Genomic DNA, 23,617 nt, shown 5'->3' with positions numbered 1-23,617 from the left:
CTTTGCACTTGCACCGCTTCCATTATGCCCCATGCCCTGCTACGCCTTGTCGCGGCGTCCCGTCGCTGCATCATTCCGCCCACTCTGCGCCGTTTATCCACAGTGTTCATCCCATTCCGTTCATTCCACAGTGTTTATTCCACAGTATTTATTCCACATTGGCGGCCGGGTCGGCATAGGCGATGGACAGCATTTTGCCGGTTTCGGGGTCGTAGGTGATGGAGGTCACCGACGCGAGCGCGGTGTGGCGCATGAGCATGTTGTGCTCGGGACGCCCGGTTTCCAGCAGATGCCGGTAGGACCAGATTGGGGACTCGTGGCTGACCACGATAATCTGCTGGCCCGCGTACTGTCGTACTTTCTCATCGGCGAAGTCGCCCATCCGCTGCGCTATCTGCGCATAGCTCTCCCCCCAGCTCGGCTTCCACAGGTTGGACACCAATTTGAGATTATGGTGTTTCCACAGCGCGCCGTCACCGTGCCCGATACGCGTTCCGCGGAACTCGTTGCGCGCCTCGATCAGCCGATCATCGGTGACCAGCCGCAACGGCTCCTGACCGCGCTGCGCCCGCCGGTCATTGAGCTGCGTAAGAATCTCGCCGGCCGTCTCGCGCGTACGCTCCAAAGGTGAGGAATACACGGCCGTCACCGCGCTCAGCTGAGGATCCTGCGCGATGTACCGCGCCGTCGCCTGAGCCATACGCACGCCGGACCCTGAAAGATGAAAGCCCGGAAGCCGCTCATAGAGCAGCTGGTCGGGATTCTCGACCTTGCCATGACGTACGAAGTGGATGGTGGTTGCCGGCATGCCCAGCCCCTTTCCTATGCGCCGATGACGCGCCCGCGCGCCTCGGCCTCCTGATCCGCGATTGCAGCCGCCTGACACTAGAGAAGCCACGCAGCCTCATAAGGCTTATGCAGTCCAGCTGAGCTGCAATCCCGCCGAGCCGCGCGGCATTAAGCACACTGCTCGGCTCATCAACCAATGTACCGCGTGTCGCGGCCTGAGTCTCATTACACTTGCACAATCGTACTCGATGTACGAGAATCTGATTCCCTTTCTCCCGCACTGCCCTCCTGCACCCCGTACCAGCGCAAAGGAACGCCATGAGCAACCCCGTGTTCTCCGGCTTCACAGAAGTCACCCACCGCCTCTTCGGCGGCTATGCGGAACTGCTGCACATGCCCCATACCGCTCGATTCTCCATCGGGTCGGTGCTCGCCTGCATGCCCTTCCCGATGATCGGCATGACGATCACCATCGCCGTGCAGCACTATTATCACAACTACGCATTGGCCGGTGCGCTGGCCGCCATCCAGGCGATTGCGATGGCTGTCGTGGGCCCGCTGCTGGGCAAGCTGGTCGACAAGTTCGGGCAGCGCCAGGTCGCCATCCCCACTATCATCGTCTGGCTTATCGCGGCAGCTGCCATGATCGCATGCATCACTGCGCGTGCGCCGCAGTGGACGCTGTTCGTCATCGCGCCATTCATGGCGGCGATACCGCCGTGGGGCGCAATGAGCCGCAGCCGCTGGACGCATCTGCTCAAGGGTGACCGCGTGCGCACGGACCGGGCGATGTCGCTTTCGGGCGTGTTCGACGAATGCATGTGGGTCATCGGCAATCCGCTGGCCTCCGCGCTGGCCGTTGTTTCCGGCACGCTTGCGTTCGGGGTCACCGGCGCATGCGTCGTCATCGGGGCGCTGATGTTCCTGACCGAACTGACGACCGAGCCGCCCTCGCAGACCACGCTGGCCAAGCAGTCCGGACTCACTCGCAGGCAATACCGCCAGCGAGAGGCGGCCAAGGCCGAGGAGCTGCACAGCAGTGCCTCCAAGAAGACACAGGAACTGCGCAGCAGTGCCTCTGCCAAGTCGGAGCGCGTCAAGCAGTCGATCTGGGGGCCGGGCCTCATCGCGCTATGCGTCACCTGGTTCGGCTTAGGCGCGTTCCAGTCGGCGGCCAGCATCTCGATTATTGCCTTCGCCACGGAGCAGAGCATGAAGCAGTACACCGGCCTCGTCTTCGCATGCTTCTCGATCAGCTCGCTGTGCGGCGCCATCGTCTACGGTGCGAAGAACTGGATCACTCCGCTGTGGAAGCGTTTCTATTTCTGCCTGGCCGTGGTCAACATCGGCATCGGAACGTTCCTGTTCGCCAGGCATTTGTGGGTCATCATGATCATCTATCTGATCATCGGCGTATGCCAGGCACCCACATGGATCAACGGCAACCAGCTGCTGCTCCACATCGTGCCGCCGACACGATTCACCGAAGGCGTGGCATGGATCGGCGCGATGAACTCGATCGGCGGATCGGTAGGCTCGGCAATCGCGGGCATATTCATCGATCGGTCCGGCTCGCAGGGAGGCTTCCTCGTCGTCACGCTGCTTGCACTGCTCTCGCTGGTGCTTGCCTTCGTCGGATTCAGGCAGATCAAGTCGAGCACGGAAACGCCCACGCTGACAGCGATAACCGTCTAATGTCTAAAAGCGGGGACTCGGCCCGCTGCTTTCGGACGGTGTTGTTTCCAGGCGCTACCTCCAAGAACTACTTCTGTGCTACTTTTAGGCGCTACTTCCAGCCGTTCGGCGTGTGCGCGAGGGACCACAGCCCCAGCCTATGCGAGAAGCTGCCTTCCCACTTGCTGTCCAGCTCCTCTTGGGTAAGCCGATTCGACTCGCCTTTGAGCCGATTCATCGCGTTGGTATGCGTGTCGTCGAGCAGCCACTTTCGAATCACGAAGTTCCAGACCATGACCACGGCGGTGGCGACCAGCTTGCCGGCATTCGTGCGCAGCACGTACTGGGCGCTCTGCGAAACGTAGGCGTCGCGGTTCATCCCGTATGTGCTGATCCACAGAATCAGATCGTTGATGAACAGCCCAATGACCGAAGCCACAACGAAAATAAGAATCTCCATCCAGCGGGCCATGTCCTCGCGATGCTTGAACACGTACTTCATGCTGGCCAGATAGTTGAACACGAGCGATATCGTGAAGGAAATCGTGCCAGCCAGCACGTTGTGCATATGCAGGCCCCACACCAAGGCGTTCAGGATGCCCCAATCGATGAAGAAGGCGATGACGCCTACGACGCCGAACTTCATCAGCTGTTCAATCAGTTTTCTCACAACGCTTCATTAAACACGTCGCAGCCGATAATCCGGCAGGCCCGCACGCAATCTGAACCGAACCCATGCATATCTTCGAGGTTTCGTTCAGCATGTTCCACGGCTGCACTCGGCTGTGGCTCGTGATTTCCAATCGCCAGGTCTGCGCACCAGAACTGCGCATATGTCCGGCCGCAATCGGCAAGCCGGATTAGACTGGGCCTCACGACTAACCGTCTACCTATTGGAAGGGAATATCATGCCAGTCATCCACACCCATGTCTCAGTATCCACCACGCCCGAACAGCGTGAAGCGCTCAAGGCCGCCTACGGCAAGGCAATTACCGCAGTTCCCGGCAAGTCCGAAGGCTGGCTGATGTGCCCCTTCGAAGACGATATGCCCATCTACTTCGCTGGCGACGACAGCAAGCCCGCCGCCTATGTCGAGGTGAATGTCTTCGGCCGCAGCGTTCCGGGCTCAGCTTGGGAGCAGCTCACCACGAGCATCATGAAGGCGCTCAACGGCGAGCTCGGCATCCCCGAGGACCGCACGTACATCCGCTATACCGCCACCACCGACTGGGGTTGGAACGGCAGCAATTTCTAAGGGTAATTTTAAGGGACTAGTGGCTGACAGCCCTAGGACGCCATGGAATGCGATAGGGGTGCAACACGTTCAGTACGCATCGCACATCGCGCATGCCACGGCGTATGAAGGCGGTGCACCCGGTCTGGGTGCGCCGCCTTCATACGTAATACAACCGCTAGCTAGCCAGCCAGCCAAGGCTCACACGATCTTGGGCATTGGGGTGGTCAGTGACGTGGTCAGGTTGACCTGCACGAGGCCTGCTCCGGCGTGGACTTCGACCTTCTTCAGGGTCACCGTGTGCTCGGCTTCCGGCGCGGAGTCGTTGTCGGTCATCACGGCCGGCGACTTGACGGCCACGAAGGCCAGCTCATCGAGGTTGAGACCCGCATCGGCGCACAGATCCCGGGCCTGGGCAAGGGACGCGCTGAACCCGTCCTTGAGCAGCACACGTTCGCCAGGCACGCCATAGGCCTGCTCGGCGACCCACTTGGCGTTCTCGGTCAGGGACATGCCGCGATGGCTGTGCGGCTGCGCTGGTGTTTCGCCGTTCTGCAGCGCATCGATGAAGCCTTCGAGCTGGTCGCTCAGCGCATCACCGCCGTCGCGGAACAGGTTGCCGATAATCGGATCGCGGAATTCCAGGGTCTTCGCAGTCTCGCGCAGCGACGCAATCTCGCCGTCCTCGCCCTCCCACAGGTTGATGAGCGGGAAGGTGGGAATGTCAAGGCCTTCGAGGCGCTGGACATGGAAGGGATAGCGCCACGAAAGCGCCGGGTCGTCGCGCCAAGTGGTCGCGCGCGTCACGATCACGGCAGCCGAAGGCCACTGCGCGCCATAGTCGCGGCAGGCGATATCGAGCCACTTCTGCGCTCCGGCATCCGCACCGTACCCGGCTTCTACGACCACCACATCGTGCAGCGCGCACGCCATTTCGACCGATACCAGCGAGGGGATGCCGATGGACACGTTCGCGAAAGGTCCGCAGTGCACGTAGACCGGCGAGCCAGCTTGCGTCTCCGTAAGTGCCGGTTTGACCGCGTCAAGCAGAATGTTGGTGATGCGCCACAAATCGATGAATTCGCCGTATTTCACCGGCTTGCCGTCCTTGGTTCCGGCGATCATCGCGGCGACCCGCTCGCCGATTTCAGCCATCGAACGCGAAAGCACCACGATCTGCATCAGTTCGCTGGTCGGCGTCAGCACAACGCGCTCTGGCACATTGCCCTTGCCGTAGTCGACGGCAATCTGGCGCAGCGAGCGCGAGGGAACCTCGCTCACCCGAGGAGTCAGAATCGTATCGAGCAGGCCTTCGTCCACGGCCTTCTCGGCGAAAGAGACCAGCAGGTTCTGCGCTGCGGCGATGGCGGTCATCTCGCCGCACAGACCCCAGTCCACGAGTTCAGGATGGGTCAGCGATGCCTTGCCGCCGCCCGAAGCGCCGCCCTTGGAGCCGGCTGCGGTGATGCCCATGCTCGGCTGGCGCAGCACGGCTGCCGCGTCGATGCCCTTGGCACGCAGCGCATCGATCAGCGCGATGGTCGTGGTGGTCTTGCCTTCGCCGCGCGAGGCCTTCAGCGGCGTGTCGGCCGTGACCAGCACGACTTTGCCATGCTTGCGCTCAATGCTGGAGTCGCTCTTCAACTGTGCGAGATAGCCGAAGGCGTCGATTTTGCGCACGAGGCCGTACTGGGTGGTGAACTGATCGATCAGTGGCATGTTGTTCCTTAAGTTTCCGTGGATAGGGGCGTGGGTAAGGATGGTGCAATTACTCAGGATAATACGATAATACGTGGGGCGGCGATTACGTGACAGGCAGCTATGTTAGCTATGTCTCTTTCAGTTATCGGAGCGATTGAAGCCGTTGCTCATCTTCATGCTGGTGGTGTACAGCACAGCGTCGAGCAGTTCGTCGGTCTGCGCCTTGAGCTGGCCGGCCATCGCTTGGTTTGCGGCGGCCAGTATCTCGCGCGCCTCGCTGTTGCGGATGGCGGTGGGAATTTCGCCCGGTTCCATTGGCTGGATGTCGTTGCTGATGTCATCAGTCACGTCGATATCGTCGCTTTCGGCGGTCTCGGCATCGGCCTCATAGGATTCGTCAGCCGCGCTGTCGGCCGCGACGCCGTCCAGCCGCGCCACCTGCTCGTCGGTGACGGTCACCATGCGATGCCCGATGCCGCCGATTTTCTCTTGGTAGCGCTCAATTGCGTTCGAGGTCTCGGCGAAGGCTGAGTTGCACAGCGCCGCGATGATGCGGTTCTCCCAGTAGAAGTTCTCCGAGGTCACGCGCGTCGTGGTGTCGGCCAAGTAATCCGGCGTCGTGTCGACGTTCGCGTAGAACGGCACGAGCGCATTGAAGGGGTTCGAGCCGTAGGCCATCCATTGGATGGCGCGGTTGGCCTGCGGCTGGTAAGGGCGAATCTGGATGACGGCGAGCTGGCTCTGCCGGTTGATGCCGATGGTGCGGTACATATGCCGCGTATGCTCGTCGCCGAGCTTGCCGTACGGGTCGTATGGCGTGCCCTGATAGTGCGAGCTGAGCACGTATTTGACGTCTTCGATGGTGATCTTGCGATCAGGCTGGCGCGCCCACGGAATGTCGTCGCTCTGTGGGCTGTGGTCGGCATCCGGCCCATCCCAGACCTCGTCGTAAGGGTTCAGGAAGCGCTGCATGAACCACGCGCGCGGCGTGTTGTACACATGGTCGGAGTCGGAATGTGAGCCGAAGGCATCGCGCGGGTTGAACGGCGTGGTCGATTCGACCGAGAGATCCAAGTGGTTCGCCTCGATGAACTCGGCCAGATCGGCGGAGCACATGTGGTCTTCCTGATCGCCGAGGGCGTCGTCAAGGTCGAATTCGTCGATGCCGAGCTGATTCGGCATGGTGACATAGGCCTCGTCTGGCACGCGTTTGGCGATCCAGTGATGGCCACCGACCGTTTCCAGCCACCAGATCTCGCTCGCATCGCTGAACGCGACCCCGTTCATCTCGTAGGTGCCGTACTGCTCAAGCAGCGAGCCCAAGCGGGCCACGCCTTCGCGCGCGGTGGTGACATAGGGCAGCACGATGGTGAGGAAATCCTCCTCGCCGATGCCGCCGGGCACTTCCGGCTCGTAGCCCAGTTCGCCCGCTGCGCCCTTCGCCGCAGTGAGCTCGACCATCGGATCGGCGCCGCGCACGCGTTCGTTGGTGGTCAGCGTCTCGGTAGCGCTCATGGCGACATTCGCCTCATTGACCCCGGCCTCGCCCCAGATACCTTCTTTGGCATCGGCGTTCGGTACTGCGCTGTACTGCAGCGGGTCGTCCGGCAGGTCAAGCTCCACATGGCTGATAACACTGCGATAATGGCGGGGCTGCTCGCTCGGCTTCACGATGAGGAAGCGCTTGGGATTGAACTCGCCGTTCGCCGAATCCTCGTTGCGGGCGATGATGGTAGAGCCATCGTAGCTCACGTCTTTGCCGACCAGAATCGTGGTGCAGGCCATATGCTGTTGCTTCCTTTGCTTGTATATGCTTGTGTATGTTGGCGCAGTCGCCTAATTACTTATTGTCTTATTGTCTATTTGATTGTCTATGTGTCTTGCCGCGCCCGGCATTCAGTCGCTTTTCGGACCGTACTCCAAGACGATGCCGCCATGATCGAGCGGGCCCTCGTAGCTGTGCAGCGCGTGCAGCAGCTCGTTGAGCCAGAAGCCTTGGCGCAAGCCCGGCAGCGGCGATGCGGTGGCCCAGACCTGCAGCTCATAGCCGTGCAGCTTGTCGGGCGGCGTGGGGCCGTTATAGCGCATGGTCACAGCCGGGTCGCTTTTCCCGACGAACTTGCTTGCCGCCGAAGTCCGGCCTTGGATGGCCTCAGGAATCATCGAGGGCAGCGTGCGCGAGAAGTCCGGCGGAATCTGCAGCGCGTGCGAATCGTTGAAATCGAACATGAGCGCGTCGATGGGCACATTCGCCACACCCCAATGGATCCACTCGAATCCGCAGACGGGAATCGAATCAGGGTCGACGAACTGCCAGTGCAGATACTGGGCGGATGGGTCGAGATTATCGATGTAGAACGGGAAGGAGACGACGGGCGTCCCATCGATGAGGTTCTCCGGCGGCGCTGCGGCGGCGAACTCATCGGGGACGACGGTGAAATCAGCTGAGACTCTCATGAATCCAGTATCCCCCACCGCGCTGACTTGCCCTAGGAGAATAACGCGCGAACAACGGATTGCGGCCATATTGCACGCCATTCGGCGTGTCGCATGGGGGTCAAGTCCGTTTGAGCGAGCGGATAAAGCTGCTCAAGACATGTGAGCGAAGACACGGCCCATGGTCTCAAATGTCACAACTCCCGCATGATTACGCGGCTTATGCGGGAATTGTGACGTTTGAACTGCCTCAGACATCACAATTCTCGCAGGACCCTCGTAATAGTGCGGGATTTGTGACGTTTCAGCGTCATGTTTTGTACGCTAACGCCAGTGTCCTGTATGAAATGCGATGCAAAACAGCCATTGTGCGTAGTCTTTTGTACGGTAACGCGACCTTGACGTATAGAATGCGACGGGAAATGGCTGTTCTGCGTAACGTTTTGTACGGTAAGCCTAAGTTAGCGTACAAAAGGCTACGCGAGACAGCCATCTGCCATGTGTCATAGGCACAGCACTTCGCATATCAGGCACCGCACATATCAGCGGGGCCCTGCACATGGGTAATGCGCAGGGCCCCGCTGGTTAATGGCGTCGGTTTGGCCATGTCGGGATTGAACCCGGCAGGCCAATGGATTGGTTATGTATTACTCGGCTGGGTGGTAGAACTCGCCGGCGAGGGCCCGCTTGGCCTTCTCCTGCGCCTCTTGCAGCGTGTACTTGGCCAGTTCGGCGCGCACGTCGTCGAGGGCCACAGGGGTCATCGACAGCGAGGTGACGCCGAGGCCGGCGAGCACGACGGCCAGATCCGGGTCAGCCGCAGCTTCGCCGCACACGCCCACCGGCATGTCATGCGCCTTGCCGGCGTCGGCGATGAGCTTGATGTTGCGCAGCACGGCCGGGTGCCAAGCAGTCTGGTAGTTGGCCACGGAGCCGAGCGTACGGTCGGCGGCCAGCGTGTACTGGGTCAGGTCGTTCGTACCGATCGAGACGAAGTCGGCCACTTCAGCGACCTCGTTCGCCATCAGGGCGATCGAAGGAACCTCGGCCATCGAGCCGACGAACTTCAGGCCCTTCGACTTGCCGAGCTTGACGAAGTATTCGCTCTCATACTGATCGGCGATCATCGGGGCCATGACCCACAGGTGCGCGTTAGTGGCGCGATCGGCTTCAACGAGCGCCTCGAGCTGGTCTTCGAGCACCTGCATATGCGCCTTGAGCGTGCGCAGACCTCGCAGACCGAGCGCCGGGTTCGGCTCGTCCTCGGGGGTCAGGAACGGCAGGGGCTTATCCGCGCCCGCGTCGAGCATGCGGATGACGACCTTCTTGCCCGGGAAACGGCTGAGCAGCTCGGCATAGGCCTTGGCCTGCTCCTCGACGCTGGGCGGCTCGGAATTACCGATGAACAGGAACTCGCTGCGGAACAAGCCCACGCCTTCAGCGCCGTATTCGAGCGCCGCATCGGCGTCCTTCGGCTTGCCGACATTGGCCAGCAGCGGGATGGGCGTGCCATCCTTGAGCGCACCGGGCTTGCCGCGCAGGTCCTTGGCCTGAGCAGCCGAGGACTGAGCTGCCTTGGCCGTTTCGATTTCCTTGTCGCTCGGGTCGACGGTGATCTCGCCCTTCGCGGCGCTGACAATGACAGTCGTGCCATTGGTCAAATCGCTGGCCCGGGATGCGGAAACCACGGCGACGATGCCGCGAGCACGGGCCAGAATCGCGGTATGGCTGGTCGGCCCGCCCTGAGTGGTGACGATGGCCAGCGTGTTGTGCATATCCAGCGCAGCCGTGTCGGCAGGAGACAGATCCTCGGCGACCAGCACGAATGGATGGTCGCTCTGCGGCACGCCTGGGGCGGGAACGCCAAGCAGATTGGCGATCACGCGCTGCCCGACATCGTGCAGATCACCTGCGCGCTCGGCCATGTAGCCACCGAGCGAGGTGAGCGTCTGCTCAAAGCCTGCGAAGCCCTCGAACACGGCGCGATCAGCGGTTTTACCCTGCTCGACGAGCTTGCTGATGGAGTCCAGCAGTGTCGGGTCCCCCGCCATCTGCGCCAAAGCTTCGAGTATTGCCGCTGCCTGCCGGGTTCCCTCGTCGCCATGCGACGCGGCCTCGGCACGGGCGTTCAAATCCGCATTGACCGCGTCCAGCGAAGCCTTGACGCGCTTGATTTCGCTTTGCGCGTCCAAGCCCGCGCCGCGCGCGATGTCCTGCGGTTCCTTCAACGCTGAAGCCATGCGGATAACCGGCCCTATAGCCGTGCCACGGCCAATGCCAACACCTGTAATAATCATCAGAGTCCTTTCTCCAAATCTTTGTCAGTATATCGAGACACCTAGAAAAAAGCCACGACAGGGCGAGTCAGCCTCCCAGTCTAGATTTTCCATACCCATGCTAGACTAAAACGCGACAACGTTATGTCGCAGCATGCCCAGCAGGACACTGCTCAAACTCAAAGGAGCGTTGCATGTCAACAGCAACCCGCACCATCACCATCACCGACCCCGTAGGCATCCACGCACGCCCGGCCTCCCAATTCGCGCAGGCGGCCGCCGCCAGCGGAGCCAAGGTGACCATCTCGAAGGATCCCAGCAGCGCAGGCGTGAACGCCGGCAGCATTCTGTCCGTCATGGGTCTGGGCATCAAGCAGAACGACGAAGTGACCATCACCGTGGACGGCGACGACGCCGAATCCGTGGCTGACAAGCTCGCCGCCACCATCGCCGCAAGCGAGTGATTGCCAGCCTTTATTAGGCTACGAATACAGTAATGCCGGACGCAGTTCGCTGCGTCCGGCATTATTTTTTACCCAACAACTGGGGACTCTTGGACTCAAGCCTTGGCTGCGTCCGTGTTCTTGACGGCCTTGGCAGCCCGTGCAGCAGCCTTGGCGGCCTTCTCTTCAGCCTTGACCTGCTCAATGAACTCAGCGTGCTTGACGCCAGGCAGCCAGCCCTTATTCACGACCTTGACCTGCCAGACCCAGGCCACGGCGAACAGGATAACGGCGAAGACGAACAGCGAAATCGCGCCGCCCACCGGGCCCATGTGCACCAGGTTGCCCACGACGATGCCGTACCAACCGAAGTCCGAGTCGCCGAAGGTCGAGTTGGACAGGCCGAAGCTGCCCATGACGGTCATCAGCGCCGCGGGCAGGAAGGTAATGAGCATGCCATTGATGAACGCGCCTGCAATAGCGCCGACACGCCCGCCAGTCGCGTTGCCGAATACGCCGGCACCACCGCCATCGAAGAAGTGAGGCACCATGCCGGGCAGAATCAGCGCGACGCCCCACACCGGCCCGAGCCATACTGCGATGATGCCCAGCGCCACCAGGCCGCCGACGAAGCTGGAGAGGAAGCCGATGAGCGAAGCATTCGCGCCATAGGGGAACACGATCGGGATGTCGAGCGCAGGCTTGGCACCCGGCACGACCTTGTTCGCGATGCCTTGGAAGGCGGGGACAAGCTCACCCAGGATGATGCGCACGCCGTAGAGGATGATGCTCACGCCGATGCCGAACTGCAAAGCCTGCGCGAACGCGGCCATGAAGAACGAGCCGTAGTTATCAGGGTTGGAGGCGAAGATCTTGAACGCGGTCTTGGCCGGCAGCACGATGGCACCCCAGACGGAGAAGATCAGATACAGGATGACCATGAGCAGCGTAGTGGAGACCATGGAGTCGCGCAGGAAGCTCAGGCCCTTGGGGAAGTTGATATCCTCAGTGGACTTCGATTTCTTGCCGGAGGCCGCGCCGACAGCACCCGAGACGATGTAGCCCAAGGTGTTGAAGTGGCCGATCGAAAGCTTGTCGCTTCCGGTCACACGGTTCATGAAGGGCTGTGCGAAGGCAGGCATCACGACCATGATGACGCCCATGAGCACTGAGCCAAGCAGCACGACGAGCCACTGGTTCTTGGCGCCAAAGCCAAAGGACAGCACGATGGCGAGCATCATCGACATGAACACCATATGGTGGCCGGTGAGGAACACGTATTTGAGCGGCGTGAACCGTGCGGCCAGCAGCATGATGATGAAGCTCAGCACGATGATATAGGCCGAGGCCGAGCCGAACTGGCTGGAAGCCTGACCGACGATGACCTCATTGGTCGGCACGACGCCGTGAGCGCCAGTCGACTTGAGCACAAGCTCACCGAACGGGGCAAGCGCTGCAGTGACGACTGTGGCGCCGGCACCGAGAATCAGGTAGCCCATGGCGGCCTTCAGCGCGCCTGACACGACCTGTCCGACGTTGCGTTTGAGTGCGATGAGGCCGACTGCGGCGACAATGCCGATGAGGTAGGCGGGGACGTTGAGAATCTCCTTGCTGATGAAATTCAGCACGAGCATGAAGACATTCATGATTGTATCTTTCTATGATGATGGGTTCCGCTTCATCGCGGCAACCACATCAGTCGGCGTACTTCTCCAGAATGGTTGTGATTTCGTCGGTATCCATGAAATTGTTCACGACTTCGACGGGGGTTGTGGTGCCTTCAAGCTCCGGCGCCAATTCCGCGGAGGTGAGCACGAGATCGTTCATATTCGCCGTGCCCTTGGCACTGCCGGCGTCGGACGTCGTGACGGTGACGTCCATATCAAGATCGGCGGCGGCGGATTCGACATTGATCTTCAGCAGCACCGAAGTGCCGATGCCATTGCCGCATACGCATAGGATGTTCATAATTCCTCAATTCTTAACTTTGGTTCTTTGTTGATTTGGGTCTGCCCGGACGGACGAACCGCACCGAGACAATGGATGCTCCGGCAGGATGCGCTGCCGGGGACAATCAGGATTCCAAGATGGCACGGATGCTCTCAGGCGTGGAAGCCGTGGCCAGCTGCGCTCTTTTGTCTGCATTCGACAAGGCCGAGGCAATCGCCGACATCACGGCGATATGCTCATTCTCATCGCGGCCGGCCAAGCCGATCACCAGCGACACCGGATCATTGCGCTTGCTGCCAAACTCCACTGGCGTGCTCAGCCGCACCCAGCTCAGCCCGGTATGCAGCACAGCGTCGGACGGCCTCGAATGCGCGAGCGCCATGCCCGGAGCGATGACGATATACGGTCCCATCTTCTCGACCGTGCCAATCATCTCCTCGGTGTAGGCCTCAGTGGTGAATCCGGAAGCGACCAGACCTTGCCCTGCCAATCGGATGGCATCCTTCCAGTCTGCGGCTTCAACGTCCAGCAGAAACGAGCTGTCAGGCAGGAATCCGTCAATGTCAGCGGACATAGCGTACGTCCTTTCGTGAGTTCGGCGCACTGCACATGTCGCATCAGCGCGCATCCTGTGTTCGGCTGGGCTCATGCCCGGCGCGAATCGGGTACTTGCATTCGATGGCGACATGTCGTGCCCGCGAGACTTGGTCAGTTGCCGCCGACCTCGCCCGGAAGGCGCATAACCCGTTTCAGGGCCATGCTCTTGTACAAGCGAGGCGTCGAGAATGGATGAATCATTATCCGACCTCGTTGTCGCGCTGCAGGTGATATTCGCACCTGTATGTGCCATCGGAGCTTTCTCCGATGCCTCTGAGTATACACCCTAAAATCGGCTTGTTATAAAAGGTAAACGTTTTCTGAATAATCGTCGGATACGCGTATTATGAATCTCAGTCGACCATGCGCAGCAGGGACGAACGACAGTTGGAACTGATGCGCGCAACGCCGCGGTTGCTGAGCACGAGTACCCTGCCAAATATGGACTCATCTGTGAACCCAGTTGCACGGACATTACCAGCGCAGACCCCGTCTGCACGGTATTCTCCCGCACGAGAACAGGCCGAGCCCGGAGCCACCACCAGTTTGGAGCAGGAATGACACCCGATTCGACGATGCCCATCTCGAACGCTTCAATCACCGATGTCGCCGCCATGGCCGGCGTGTCCACAGCGACGGTGTCGCGCGTGATCAACGGGCAGCGCACGCAGGACGACAGCATCGCCCGGCGCGTGCTCAAGGCCGCAGACGCACTGCACTACTCCGCCAACAATGCCGCAAGCACGCTGCGCAGCAACGTGACCCACCTGCTGGGACTCATTCTGCCCAATCCTCACCAAGCGCTTGCGGCAGGACTGCTCTGCGAATTGGAACCGGCCGTTGAATCCACAGGCTGCCAGCTGGTGGTAGGCATAGGCTCCGATGAGCAGACCCAGCGCGACCGCATTGCCGCCATGGCCGCCCGCAAAGTCGACGGACTGGTCATCGTCCCTCCCGACAACGCGCAGCCCGACCATGAGCTGGACGCTCTCGCCAAGCTGCTGCCCATCGTGCAGATATCCGGACCTGTCATCTCCTCACGCATCAACTGGATAGGCATCGACCAGAGCGCCGCTGTGCAGATCACCCTTGACCATCTCTCGGCGCACAACGCGAGCGCCGTGGCCTTCTTCGGTAATGATGTCGATTCCGACGACGCAGCGGAACGATATACGACCTTCCAAACGTCGATGAGCATGCGCAATATGGACAGCGAGCCAGCGTGGAGCACCTTCGGTTCGAACACAGTCAAGCGCGGATATGATGACGCCATGGCGCTTTTCGCAGCACCAGGCAGGCACCCCGACTCCATCATCTGCTCTAGCGACGCCGTTGCCGCAGGAGCACTGCTCGCCCTGCATGAGCTGACGGTACGCGTTCCCGAGGAAGTCTGCGTCATCGGCGCAGGAGATACCCCGACGGCGCAAGCCGTGCATCCCACCTTAAGCTCGCTGCGTCTGCCGATTGCCTCAATAGTCAAGGAGACCTTGCGACTGCTGCACAAAGGGCCCGCAGGAAAACGCTGGCTGCCATCTCACACCGCATTCCCCCCACAGCTCATCGAGCGCGAATCAACGGCGACCCCGCGTTTCGGCAGCAGCGATATGGAGGTTCCCGACGCTGATCTGGGGTAAGCGGCTCACACTTTTTGGCCGCGGCTGAAAAGTGTAAGTTGTGCCGCTGCCTAGCTGCTAGCGAGCTATGAGCGCGCAGAACAGGGCTTCGAAGACGAGTGTTGGGTTGCCGTTGCCTGCGAGTCGGCGGCGCGCGGTGGCGATGTCTTCGAGGCATTGCACTGCGCCGGCGCGAGTGAGGTGGGCCGACAGCTCGGTGATGGGCGTGCGGTTCTCAAGGTTGATGAGCCCGACCGCATCCTCGGCATTGTTCTGCAGCACGGCGACATCGCGGTAGATGCTGGCGACCGAGTTCAGCGCGCGGTCCAGCACATCGCGGCTGCGGCGCGTGGTCTGGCGCTTGAGCACGTCCTTCTTGCCGATGGCGTTGAACGCCCCGCGCAGCTTGGGCGGAATGCGATCCTTCGCCCCCAGTCCGTTGATGCGGCGGAATTGGGCCTCGCGCGCCTCGGCCTGGCGCTGCACATCCGCTTGCGCCTGACCTAACGCATTCTCGATCAGACTTGCCGCCAGCAGCACGGCGTCGGAAGCTCGTTGCAAGGCGAGCACGCCGACAATCAGCTCATCGCGGTCAGCCATCACCTGATCGTCGTTGGCGTACAGCCGCGCCACGCCGATATGTCCTTCGGCCAGCCGCGCGGCACGCAACGCAATATTGCGGTCCACATGGTCCTGCTCGACCAGAAAATCCGCGACGGCCGAGACAGGCGGCACGGCAAGATTGATGATGCGCGTGCGCGAGCGGATGGTGGGCAGCACGTCCTGGGCGCTGGGCGCGCACAGCAGCCAGATAGTGTGCGGGCTGGGCTCCTCGATCTCTTTGAGCAGCACATTCGTGGTGCGCTCGAGCATGCGGTCGACGTCTTCAATGATGATGATGCGCCACGGCGCGGTGCTCGGCGTCTGCTCGGCGGTTTCGATAAGACCACGCACCTCATCGATGCCGATGGTCACCTTGTCGGTCGCCAGCACGGTCACATCCGGATGCGTGCCGGCAAGCACCTGCGCAGCAATCCGCGTCGGCTCCGCGTCCATACCATGATCAGGGCTTTCCAGAGCTGCTGCGAAGGCGCGGGCGATGTTCGAGCGGCCCGAGCCGGGAGGACCGCAAATAAGCCATGACTGGGCGATGGCCTTCGCATCCCCGGCGGCGATGGCGGAGATCTGGCCGACGACGCGCTGCTGGCCGACGATCGAATCCCAGACGCTCATCGCGTCTCTCCCCGTGATTCGCCGGAGTCCATATTGTCAGAAACTATGCCGCCGGAGGCCAAGCCACCAGAAGCCATGCCGTCAGCCAGTACGGCATCGAAATCGGCCTTGATCTCCTGCCAGACCACATCGACGGGCCGCGCGGCATCGATGACCTTGAACCGCTGCGGCTCCTTGCGCGCAAGCTCCAAAAAAGCCTGCCGCGTGCGATGCTGAAATGCCGCGCCCGCCGATTCCATGCGATCCTCGCTATGCGTGAGCCGACGATGCGAAATATCCGTATCCATATCAAGCAGATAGGTGCGTGCAGGCAGCAGCGCATCGCTTGCCCAGAGATTGAGCCGGCGCACGGCCTCGACGGTCAGTTCGCGCCCGCCTGCTTGATAGGCGAGCGACGAATCCAGATATCGGTCGGTGATTACGATGCCGTCGCGTTCCAGGGCCGGGCGTATCACTTGCGCGACATGCTGCGCCCGGTCGGCGGCGAAGAGCAGCGCCTCGGCGCGCGCGGCGATGCCTGCGTTTTCAGTGTTCTCGGCAGCATTTCCAGCAGCGCTCTCGACAGTTGCCGCCCCTCTCATGGACTCGGCGTCCTCGGGCACGCCGTGTAGCAGCATCTGGCGGATGGCCCGCCCCAAGGCAGTACCGCCCGGCTCGCGTGTGACGGTGACCGAACGCCCCAAGGACTCGGCATACTGGCGCAGCCGCTCGACCTGCGTGGTCTTGCCGGCGCCGTCAACGCCTTCGAAGGAGATGAACAGCCCCGCCATCACTTGGCCTTGGCCGAAGCGCTCTTGCGGGTGCTTGCGCTGCTCTTGACAGCCCCGGTCTTCGCTGCGGATTTCTTCGCCGTGGATTTCTTGGCTGCGGTGGATTTCTTGGCAGCAGCGCCCTTCTTCGCGGTCGATTTTGCGGTCGATTTCGACTTTGACGTTGTCGCCTTGCGGCCCCGGCGCTTCACCGGCCCGGCTGCACGCTTCTCGGCCAGCAGCCGGAAGGCCTCCGGCACCTCGATCGACTCGGGCGTGTACTGCTTGGGCAGGGTCCGGTTCGTCTCGCCATCGGTGATGTACGCGCCGTAGAACCCGTCCTTGATGGTCACGTTCTTGCCGGTCTCAGGATCGGCCCCGAGGTCGCGCAGCGGCGGCTTGGCAGCTCCCCGGCCGCGCCCACGCCCGTATTTGGGCTGGTCGAACAGGGCCTTGGCCTGTGTGATGTTGACGGTGAAAATCTCGTCCTCGCTGGTCAGCGAGCGTGTTTCGCTCGTGCCGTCAGCGCCCGTCTTGGTCAGGTACGGGCCGTATCGCCCGTTGCTTGCAGCCACGATCGCCTGCGAAACCTCGCCGGTTTCGGCATTGGTCTCCTCGATCGCGCCGACTTCACGCGGCAGGCTGAGCAGCTTCAGAGCGTCCTCAAGGGTCAGCGTGTCCGGACTCATCGACTTGAACAGCGAGGCCATCTTGGGCCTTGGCGCGGTCGGAGTCTTCTTCGCGCGCTTCGACGCGGCGCTCGTAGATTTTGCTGTTTTGCCTGCTTTGCTCGTCTTGCTCGACTTGGCCGCAGTATCTTTGCTCGCAGCCGTCTTGGCTGACGCTTCCGAAGCCGCAGCGTCCTTGTCCTCTTCCGGGGTTTCGGGTGCCACCAGCGCCACATACGGTCCGAAACGCCCGTTGCGCACTTCGACGGAGCCACCGGTCGCCGGGTCCTTGCCCAGTTCGCGCGGCCCGGAGGCGTTGTGTTCGATGAGCTCGTGGCCCGCCTCGATGGTCAGTTCGTCAGGCGCCATCGTGTCCGGCAACGAGGCTCGACTAGGATTGCCTTCCTTGTCGAGGTGGTTCATATCCTCAAGATACGGGCCATAACGGCCTACACGGACGTGCAGCCCATCGCCGATATCGATGGTGTTAATGGCCCGCGCGTCTATCTCGCCCAGCTGAGCGACTTGCTGCTGCAGGCCTTCGTGGGCTTCGGCAGCGTTCTGCGCTGCCTCCTCGCCGGAGCCGAAGTAAAAGCGCGTGAGCCATTCCTTGCCGGTTTCCCTGCCATGCGCGATCTGATCGAGGCCGTTCTCCATATCGGCGGTGAACTCGTAGTCCACATATTTGGGGAATTTCGTCTCCAGCAGCTTCGTGACCGCGAACGCCAGCCAGGACGGTATCAGGGCGCGGCCGCGCTCGTAGACGTAGCCGCGGTCGATGATGGTTGAGATGATGCTCGCGTAGGTCGACGGTCTGCCAATCTCCTTGGCCTCAAGCGTTTTGACCAGCGAGGCCTCGGTGTAGCGCGCCGGCGGCTGGGTTTCGTGCCCATCGGCCGTCACCTGCGACGCGTGCAGCTCGTCGCCGACCTGCATCGGCGGCAACGACTCATTCTCATCGGCGGACTTGCCGGATTTCGCATCCGCCTTGCCCGACTGCGCATTGTCGGCAGTCCGAGCCGACTGCGCTGCCGTCGACGAAGACGAACCGCCGCCGAAGCGGCCCGAAACGGCCTTAAGGAAGCCCGGAAATTCGATGACGGTGCCCGAGGCCTGGAAAATCGCCTCGCCCTGCTGCCCTGCGGGCGCGGAGAACCTGACTGTAGCGGTCGATCCGGTTGCGTCGGCCATCTGCGAGGCCAGCGTGCGCTGCCAGATCAGCGTGTAGAGCCTGAGTTGGTCCGGCGGCACCTTGCCGCCCAGCTCGTTCGGGTCGCGGAAGCGCGAACCGGCGGGACGGATGCATTCGTGGGCCTCCTGCGCGCCAGCCGTCTTCGTGGCATACTGCTTGGGCTTATCAGCGAGATACGACGCGCCGAAATGGAATTCGACCGCATCGCGGGCGGCGGAAATGGCCTCCTGCGACAACGTCACCGAATCCGTACGCATGTACGTAATATAGCCGTTCTCATACAGCCCCTGCGCGGCGCGCATGGTCTGGCGCGAGCTCATCGACAGCCGGTTGCCGGCGGTCTGCTGCAGCGTCGACGTGGTGAACGGCGGCATCGGGCGGCGGCGGTAGGGCTTCGATTCATTCGAGACCACCGTGAACACGGCGTTCTGCACCGACTTCGCGAGCGCAGCTGCACCGGCCTCATCCAGCAGGCAGACGTTGTCTTTGAATCCGGCCGGCGTGAGCTTGCCGTCATCGCCGAAGTCCTTGGAGACGGCCAGCCGCTTGCCATCCAGCGACACGAGCCTGGAAGCGAAATCGACATTGTCGCCTTGGACGCTTGGCGCCCCCAATATAGCTGTGACGTCCCAATACGCGGCCTTCACGAAGGCCATGCGCTCACGCTCACGCTCGACTATCAGCCGTGTCGCCACGGACTGCACACGACCCGCCGACAGCCCGGGGCCGACCTTGCGCCAGAGCACCGGGGACAGCTCGTAGCCGTAGAGCCGGTCGAGCACACGACGCGTCTCCTGCGCGTCGACCATATTACCGTCTACATCGCGGGTCTGCGCCAGCGAGGCCTTGATGGCCTCCGGGGTGATCTCGTGGAAGACCATGCGCTTGACCGGAACCTTGGGCTTGAGCGTCTGCACGAGATGCCAGGCGATGGCCTCGCCTTCGCGATCCTCATCAGTCGCGAGGTAGAGCTCATCAGCGTTTTTAAGCGCGGAGCGCAGCTCGGATACGGTTTTCTTCTTGTCCGAGCCGACGATGTAATAAGGAGCGAAGCCGTCGTCCACATCGACGCCGAACTTGCCGAATTTCGCCTTCTGGGCCGCAGGGACCTGACTGGGCTGGGCGAGGTCGCGGATATGACCCACCGATGCCATCACGGTATAGTCCTTGCCGAGATATCCGCCGATCTTCTTGGCCTTGGTCGGGGACTCCACGATGACGAGCTTGGTGCCGTTAGCCATTGCCCCTCCTTGTTCTACTATCAGTTCCTCTGCCATTGCTCATGGCATTGCGCAGCGCCATCATACGCATGCGGCATGTCGAAGCGCCAAATCGGGTGCGTGCCGTCTCAGCGTTTCGCCAGCAATTCCAGCGATTGCCGCGGCGATTATTTCGGATTACTTCGGCTTACTTCGCCTTCTGCTGCGGTGCGGTCGGCGGCTCGGGAGGCGCTCCAACAAGGCCGAGCTTCGAGAGCGGCGACGCGGTCAGCTGGCGCATCGCCAGCACCAGACCGAAGACCAGGGCGCTTGCAGCCGCTATGAGCACAATCGCCGAAGCGATAGCTCCGCTATGCGTCCACTGCTCGCTCAAGGGCAGCCCGGGCGCGAGCTGCCAGATGATATAGCCCGCGTACAGACAGCCAAGCACTCCGGCAGTAATCATGACGCTGGCGACGATCTGTATGCTGGGCGAGGAGGCCCGCTTGCCCGGCGCGTCCATGCCGGATGCGCGCGTGAAGGCGAGCACCAGCAGGGTCACCGCGCCGATCAGCAGGATGGCCATGATGACATCGGTCGGGCGATGCCACTGGCCGACGATCACCGACAGCCCCACCAGCACTGCGTAGACGGAAGCCAGCAGCGCTGCGAGCGCCCGCCAGGCTCGGCCGACCGCAATCAGGAGCAGCACGCCGGCGGCCGCGGCAAGCAAGGTATGACCGGACGGCGCGGAATTGAGCTTGCTGGAAGCCGTGTTGACGATGAATGGGCGCGGCAGCACGTCCTTAAGATAGTGAACGGCCCAGAACAGCAGTCCGACGACGGCCATCTGCCCCAGCAGCCACCACCGGCGGCGCAACGCGGCAACCGCCACGGCTACGACGATGATGGCGACGCTCAGCCCAATTACAAGAGAAGAGTTGGTAAACATCGTGGTCAGCGGACTGAACCAGCCGGCGATGGAGCCGCGCAAACCCGTATACACGGCGTCGTCGTAATTCTGACCCGACATCATGTGCACACCCAGCCACCACACGCCGGCGGCAAAGGCTGCGAATATCAGAGCAAACGCCACGCACAGGATTCGGCTGGACATTCTCGGGCGCACGGTCAGCGGGTCGAGGCGGGCGAGGCCGTGGTCGAGATCGAGATCAGGGTCGGAATCGTGGCCGAGTCCGTCTTGCGATGCGGAGCCACTTTGCGAATCATGTGCGGATCGCCCGGATTGCAAGCCTTGCGGACCCTGCGGCCCGATCAGGCCTGTCAAATCGTCTACCTGATTGCTCTGCCCAGACTGCACCTTCAAGGAATGCGGCGAATCGTCTCCGAGCGTTGCAAAGGCTCCGTGGCTCGAAGCCGCTGGCGACGCTGATGTCGGCAGTCCGGCCGAGGCCGGGGGCTCAGGCAGCGGCGTGAACACGGGCATTGGGACGCTGGGTGAGGCTGAGCTCGCGTCATCCGTGTCATTCGCGTTAGATGCGCCATCTGCGCCGCCAGCCTCGGCCGCGCCATGTTCGCCATCTGCATTGCCGGAAATCTCCGTGTTGCCGACATTCTCTGTATCTTCCGCACTTTCCGCATCTTCCGGCGTCGCGGCAGCTGTATCCGCACTGTCTGCGTCGTTCCTCATATCGCCGGCATCATCAGGATTATTCGGGTCGCGTGCCACGGCATCGGGTTCAAATTCGGATTCTGTTTCGTCGCTCATATTTCACGACTCTACGGCCAAGCCTGCGACGATGCATTCGCTAGACGCGCAGTTGCGGCAAAACTTGCACATAAGCGGGTTATAAGTCAAATATGTGAAAACCTCCACGCACCCGTCAGAGGCCACTTACCCTTGCTGCATTCCTGCCCTGGGGGAGTTGGGTGACATAGCGCCGCGTGGAGGCTTTCCCTAGTGTACACCACCCTCGGATGCACGTCGGCACGCAAGGCTGCTCAGAGCAGAGCGACAGGCTGCCGTGGCTTTCGCAACGTTTCCGAAGGAGTTTGCGTCGCCTTTTGCACGCTAATGCGCCACTACCGTAAGTTTCGCAACGTTTTGCACTGATTTTGCGTCACCTTTTGTACAGCAGCTTCGAGTTGGCAGATAAAAGACGACGCAAACGGGTTGATTCGTCAGATGCAGAGAACCCCGGCGAATCGACCTTCATTCTCACCGCGCGACAGGCTATTGGGCCACGGGAGCGCCTGCGGGTAATATAAAGGAGATTATGCGTTGCGACAAGCGGTTGTTGCCTTCAGCAGTCCATCGCATATGGTTCATGACACTGAACACATGGGAATATTGGGAACGGAAGGATATCCATGAACGCGGATCTAGTGGTGGTTGGCGCTGGCTTGTTTGGGCTGACGGTGGCGCAGCAGGCGGCTGAACGTGCGGGGGCGCGAGTCGAAATCATCGACATTCGCCCGCATATCGGGGGGAATGCGTATTCGCGCATGGATGAGGAGACCGGCGCGGAGATTCATCAGTATGGCGCCCACCTGTTCCATACGTCCAACGAGCGCGTATGGGAGTATGTGAACCGCTTCACCTCGTTCACGAACTACGTGCACCGCGTGTACTCGACGCATGCGGACGAGGTGTTCCCGCTGCCGGTGAATCTGGGGACCATCAACCAGTTCTTCCGCGCGCACTACACGCCGAAGGAGGCCCAGGCGCTCATTGCAGAGCAGGCGGGCGAACTGGCGGGAGTGGAGGCCAAGAACCTCAACGACAAGGGCATCCAGCTGGTGGGCCGGCCGCTCTACGAGGCTTTCTTCAAGTACTACACGGGCAAGCAGTGGCAGACGGATCCGGCCGACCTGCCAGCCAGCATCATCAATCGCCTGCCGGTGCGCTTCAACTACGACAATCGCTACTTCAAGGACAAGTACGAGGGGCTGCCGACCGACGGCTACACGGCATGGATGGAGCGGATGATTGACGATCCGAAGATTCATGTGACGCTCGGTGTCGACTTCTTCGACGAGAGCCAGCCGCTGAACAAGGCCGCGCTCGTGGGCAAGGTCCCGATCATCTACACTGGCCCAGTGGACCGCTACTTCGACTACGCGCTCGGCGAGCTGAAATGGCGCACGGTGGACTTCGAGGAGGTCCGCTACGAGGAGGGCGACCACTACGGATGCCCGGTGATGAACTACCCGGATGCGGACGTGCCCTACACGCGGGCGATCGAGTTCAAGAACTTCAACCCCGAGCGCCGCGAGCAGCAGAACCCCGACAAAACCGTGGTGTGGCGCGAATACAGCCGCTCCGCCGGCCGGGATGACGAGCCGTACTACCCGGTCAACACGCAGGACGATCGCGACCTGTACCAGCAGTACAAGCAGCTGGAGGACAAGGAGCCCGGCGTGATCTTCGGCGGCAGGCTGGGCACGTATGCGTACTACGACATGCATCAGGTCATCAACAGCGCCCTGACCGCGTATGACAAGCGCATTCACCCGCTCATCGCGAAGTAGCTCAGGAACCGGCTCACACTTTTTGCGAACGTTGAAAAAAGTGTGAACCGAACGGTAGCCACATGCATCAATGGGGGCTGCGCGCGATTCGTACAGAATCGTGCGCAGCCCCCATTGTCATATACAGACTGGCGACGCAGGCTAGCCAGCAACATCAGCCGCTAGCCTACAGAGCATAAGCCCGCTCGCTCAGGCGTGCCAGACGTCCTTGCCATTGGCTTTCGCCTCGGCCACGTCGGCATTGAGCTGGGCTTCGGTCGACTCGACCTCGCCGGCGATGAACTTCTCGACGAGCTGACGCGCCTCGTTGTCCTCATGCTGCACGGCCGGGGACTTCATGAAGTAGGAGCTCGGCGCCAGCACCGGGCCG

18 protein-coding genes, 1 other RNA gene and 1 pseudogene are annotated in these 23,617 nt (G+C 61.6%); 5 read left to right on the top strand and 15 right to left on the bottom strand.

Annotated elements, in window-relative coordinates; genetic code table 11:
* Positions 1-148: 148 nt before the first annotated feature.
* Positions 149-808 (bottom strand): histidine phosphatase family protein, encoded by a 660-nt coding sequence (locus tag DDF78_RS06955; RefSeq protein WP_152581184.1) that lies wholly within the window; start codon positions 806-808, stop codon positions 149-151.
* Positions 809-1,107: 299 nt separating this feature from the next.
* Between DDF78_RS06955 and DDF78_RS06950 the strand changes: the two genes are divergently transcribed.
* Positions 1,108-2,484 (top strand): MFS transporter, encoded by a 1,377-nt coding sequence (locus DDF78_RS06950; RefSeq protein ID WP_152581183.1) that lies wholly within the window; start codon positions 1,108-1,110, stop codon positions 2,482-2,484.
* 91 nt (positions 2,485-2,575) lie between these two features.
* Here the strand turns inward: DDF78_RS06950 and DDF78_RS06945 are convergent, their stop codons facing one another.
* On the bottom strand, positions 2,576-3,109 hold the full coding sequence (locus DDF78_RS06945; RefSeq protein WP_152581302.1) for a GtrA family protein: 534 nt from the start codon (positions 3,107-3,109) through the stop codon (positions 2,576-2,578).
* 262 nt (positions 3,110-3,371) lie between these two features.
* Between DDF78_RS06945 and DDF78_RS06940 the strand changes: the two genes are divergently transcribed.
* Positions 3,372-3,719 carry a phenylpyruvate tautomerase MIF-related protein gene (locus tag DDF78_RS06940; RefSeq protein ID WP_152581182.1) on the top strand — a complete coding sequence of 116 codons (348 nt, stop codon included), beginning with the start codon at positions 3,372-3,374 and terminating at the stop codon, positions 3,717-3,719.
* 180 nt (positions 3,720-3,899) lie between these two features.
* Here the strand turns inward: DDF78_RS06940 and DDF78_RS06935 are convergent, their stop codons facing one another.
* From DDF78_RS06935 to ptsP, 4 genes are all read right to left on the bottom strand, one after another.
* Complete coding sequence (locus DDF78_RS06935) at positions 3,900-5,417, bottom strand: formate--tetrahydrofolate ligase (RefSeq protein ID WP_152581181.1); 1,518 nt, start codon at positions 5,415-5,417, stop codon at positions 3,900-3,902.
* Between the two features lie 120 nt (positions 5,418-5,537).
* Positions 5,538-7,184, bottom strand: coding sequence for a C69 family dipeptidase (locus DDF78_RS06930; protein WP_152581180.1), 1,647 nt, complete (start codon positions 7,182-7,184; stop codon positions 5,538-5,540).
* A gap of 111 nt (positions 7,185-7,295) precedes the next feature.
* Entirely contained in the window at positions 7,296-7,856 is a 561-nt protein-coding gene (locus DDF78_RS06925; RefSeq protein WP_152581179.1) for a YbhB/YbcL family Raf kinase inhibitor-like protein, read from the bottom strand.
* A gap of 626 nt (positions 7,857-8,482) precedes the next feature.
* Positions 8,483-10,132 (bottom strand): phosphoenolpyruvate--protein phosphotransferase, encoded by a 1,650-nt coding sequence (gene ptsP / locus DDF78_RS06920; protein WP_152587866.1) that lies wholly within the window; start codon positions 10,130-10,132, stop codon positions 8,483-8,485.
* Between the two features lie 173 nt (positions 10,133-10,305).
* Here ptsP and DDF78_RS06915 point away from each other — a divergent pair, with 173 nt between their 5' ends.
* Positions 10,306-10,575: an HPr family phosphocarrier protein gene (locus DDF78_RS06915; protein ID WP_152581177.1), complete on the top strand. Its 270-nt coding sequence runs from the start codon at positions 10,306-10,308 to the stop codon at positions 10,573-10,575.
* A 95-nt stretch (positions 10,576-10,670) separates the two neighbouring features.
* On the opposite strand, the gene ulaA is transcribed toward DDF78_RS06915, so the two are convergent.
* The 3 genes from ulaA to DDF78_RS06900 form a co-directional block, all read right to left on the bottom strand.
* A complete protein-coding gene (gene ulaA, locus DDF78_RS06910; protein WP_152581176.1) occupies positions 10,671-12,200 on the bottom strand; it encodes a PTS ascorbate transporter subunit IIC in 1,530 nt (509 codons plus the stop codon).
* A 49-nt stretch (positions 12,201-12,249) separates the two neighbouring features.
* Positions 12,250-12,522: a PTS sugar transporter subunit IIB gene (locus DDF78_RS06905; RefSeq protein ID WP_152581175.1), complete on the bottom strand. Its 273-nt coding sequence runs from the start codon at positions 12,520-12,522 to the stop codon at positions 12,250-12,252.
* A gap of 106 nt (positions 12,523-12,628) precedes the next feature.
* Complete coding sequence (locus DDF78_RS06900; RefSeq protein ID WP_152581174.1) at positions 12,629-13,078, bottom strand: PTS sugar transporter subunit IIA; 450 nt, start codon at positions 13,076-13,078, stop codon at positions 12,629-12,631.
* A 580-nt stretch (positions 13,079-13,658) separates the two neighbouring features.
* Here DDF78_RS06900 and DDF78_RS06895 point away from each other — a divergent pair.
* Positions 13,659-14,735 (top strand): LacI family DNA-binding transcriptional regulator, encoded by a 1,077-nt coding sequence (locus DDF78_RS06895; RefSeq protein WP_237564595.1) that lies wholly within the window; start codon positions 13,659-13,661, stop codon positions 14,733-14,735.
* A gap of 57 nt (positions 14,736-14,792) precedes the next feature.
* On the opposite strand, the gene DDF78_RS06890 is transcribed toward DDF78_RS06895, so the two are convergent.
* The 5 genes from DDF78_RS06890 to ffs all read right to left on the bottom strand — a co-directional run bounded on the left by DDF78_RS06890 (position 14,793) and on the right by ffs (position 21,673).
* The gene (locus tag DDF78_RS06890; protein ID WP_152581173.1) at positions 14,793-15,947 is read right to left on the bottom strand and encodes a DNA polymerase III subunit delta'; all 1,155 of its coding nucleotides are present in this window, start codon (positions 15,945-15,947) and stop codon (positions 14,793-14,795) included.
* The gene (gene tmk, locus DDF78_RS06885) at positions 15,944-16,717 is read right to left on the bottom strand and encodes a dTMP kinase (protein WP_152581172.1); all 774 of its coding nucleotides are present in this window, start codon (positions 16,715-16,717) and stop codon (positions 15,944-15,946) included. The genes DDF78_RS06890 and tmk overlap by 4 nt, the downstream gene beginning before the upstream one ends.
* Positions 16,717-19,797: a type I DNA topoisomerase gene (topA, locus tag DDF78_RS06880; RefSeq protein WP_152581171.1), complete on the bottom strand. Its 3,081-nt coding sequence runs from the start codon at positions 19,795-19,797 to the stop codon at positions 16,717-16,719. The genes tmk and topA overlap by 1 nt, the downstream gene beginning before the upstream one ends.
* A gap of 166 nt (positions 19,798-19,963) precedes the next feature.
* Positions 19,964-21,202 carry a phosphatase PAP2 family protein gene (locus DDF78_RS06875; RefSeq protein WP_438502741.1) on the bottom strand — a complete coding sequence of 413 codons (1,239 nt, stop codon included), beginning with the start codon at positions 21,200-21,202 and terminating at the stop codon, positions 19,964-19,966.
* A 374-nt stretch (positions 21,203-21,576) separates the two neighbouring features.
* An RNA gene (ffs, locus tag DDF78_RS06870) (signal recognition particle sRNA small type) lies at positions 21,577-21,673 on the bottom strand.
* A gap of 413 nt (positions 21,674-22,086) precedes the next feature.
* Here ffs and glf point away from each other — a divergent pair.
* Positions 22,087-23,247, top strand: coding sequence for a UDP-galactopyranose mutase (gene glf, locus DDF78_RS06865; RefSeq protein WP_152581169.1), 1,161 nt, complete (start codon positions 22,087-22,089; stop codon positions 23,245-23,247).
* Between the two features lie 189 nt (positions 23,248-23,436).
* On the opposite strand, the pseudogene DDF78_RS06860 reads toward glf, so the two are convergent.
* Positions 23,437-23,617, bottom strand: a pseudogene (locus DDF78_RS06860) (inositol-3-phosphate synthase); the annotation flags it as partial.

Origin of the sequence: Bifidobacterium tibiigranuli, assembly GCF_009371885.1 — a bacterium.
GTDB lineage: Bacteria > Actinomycetota > Actinomycetes > Actinomycetales > Bifidobacteriaceae > Bifidobacterium > Bifidobacterium tibiigranuli.
The sequence above is the reverse complement of the archived record's forward strand: the minus strand, read 5'-3'. Positions and strand labels throughout refer to the sequence as shown.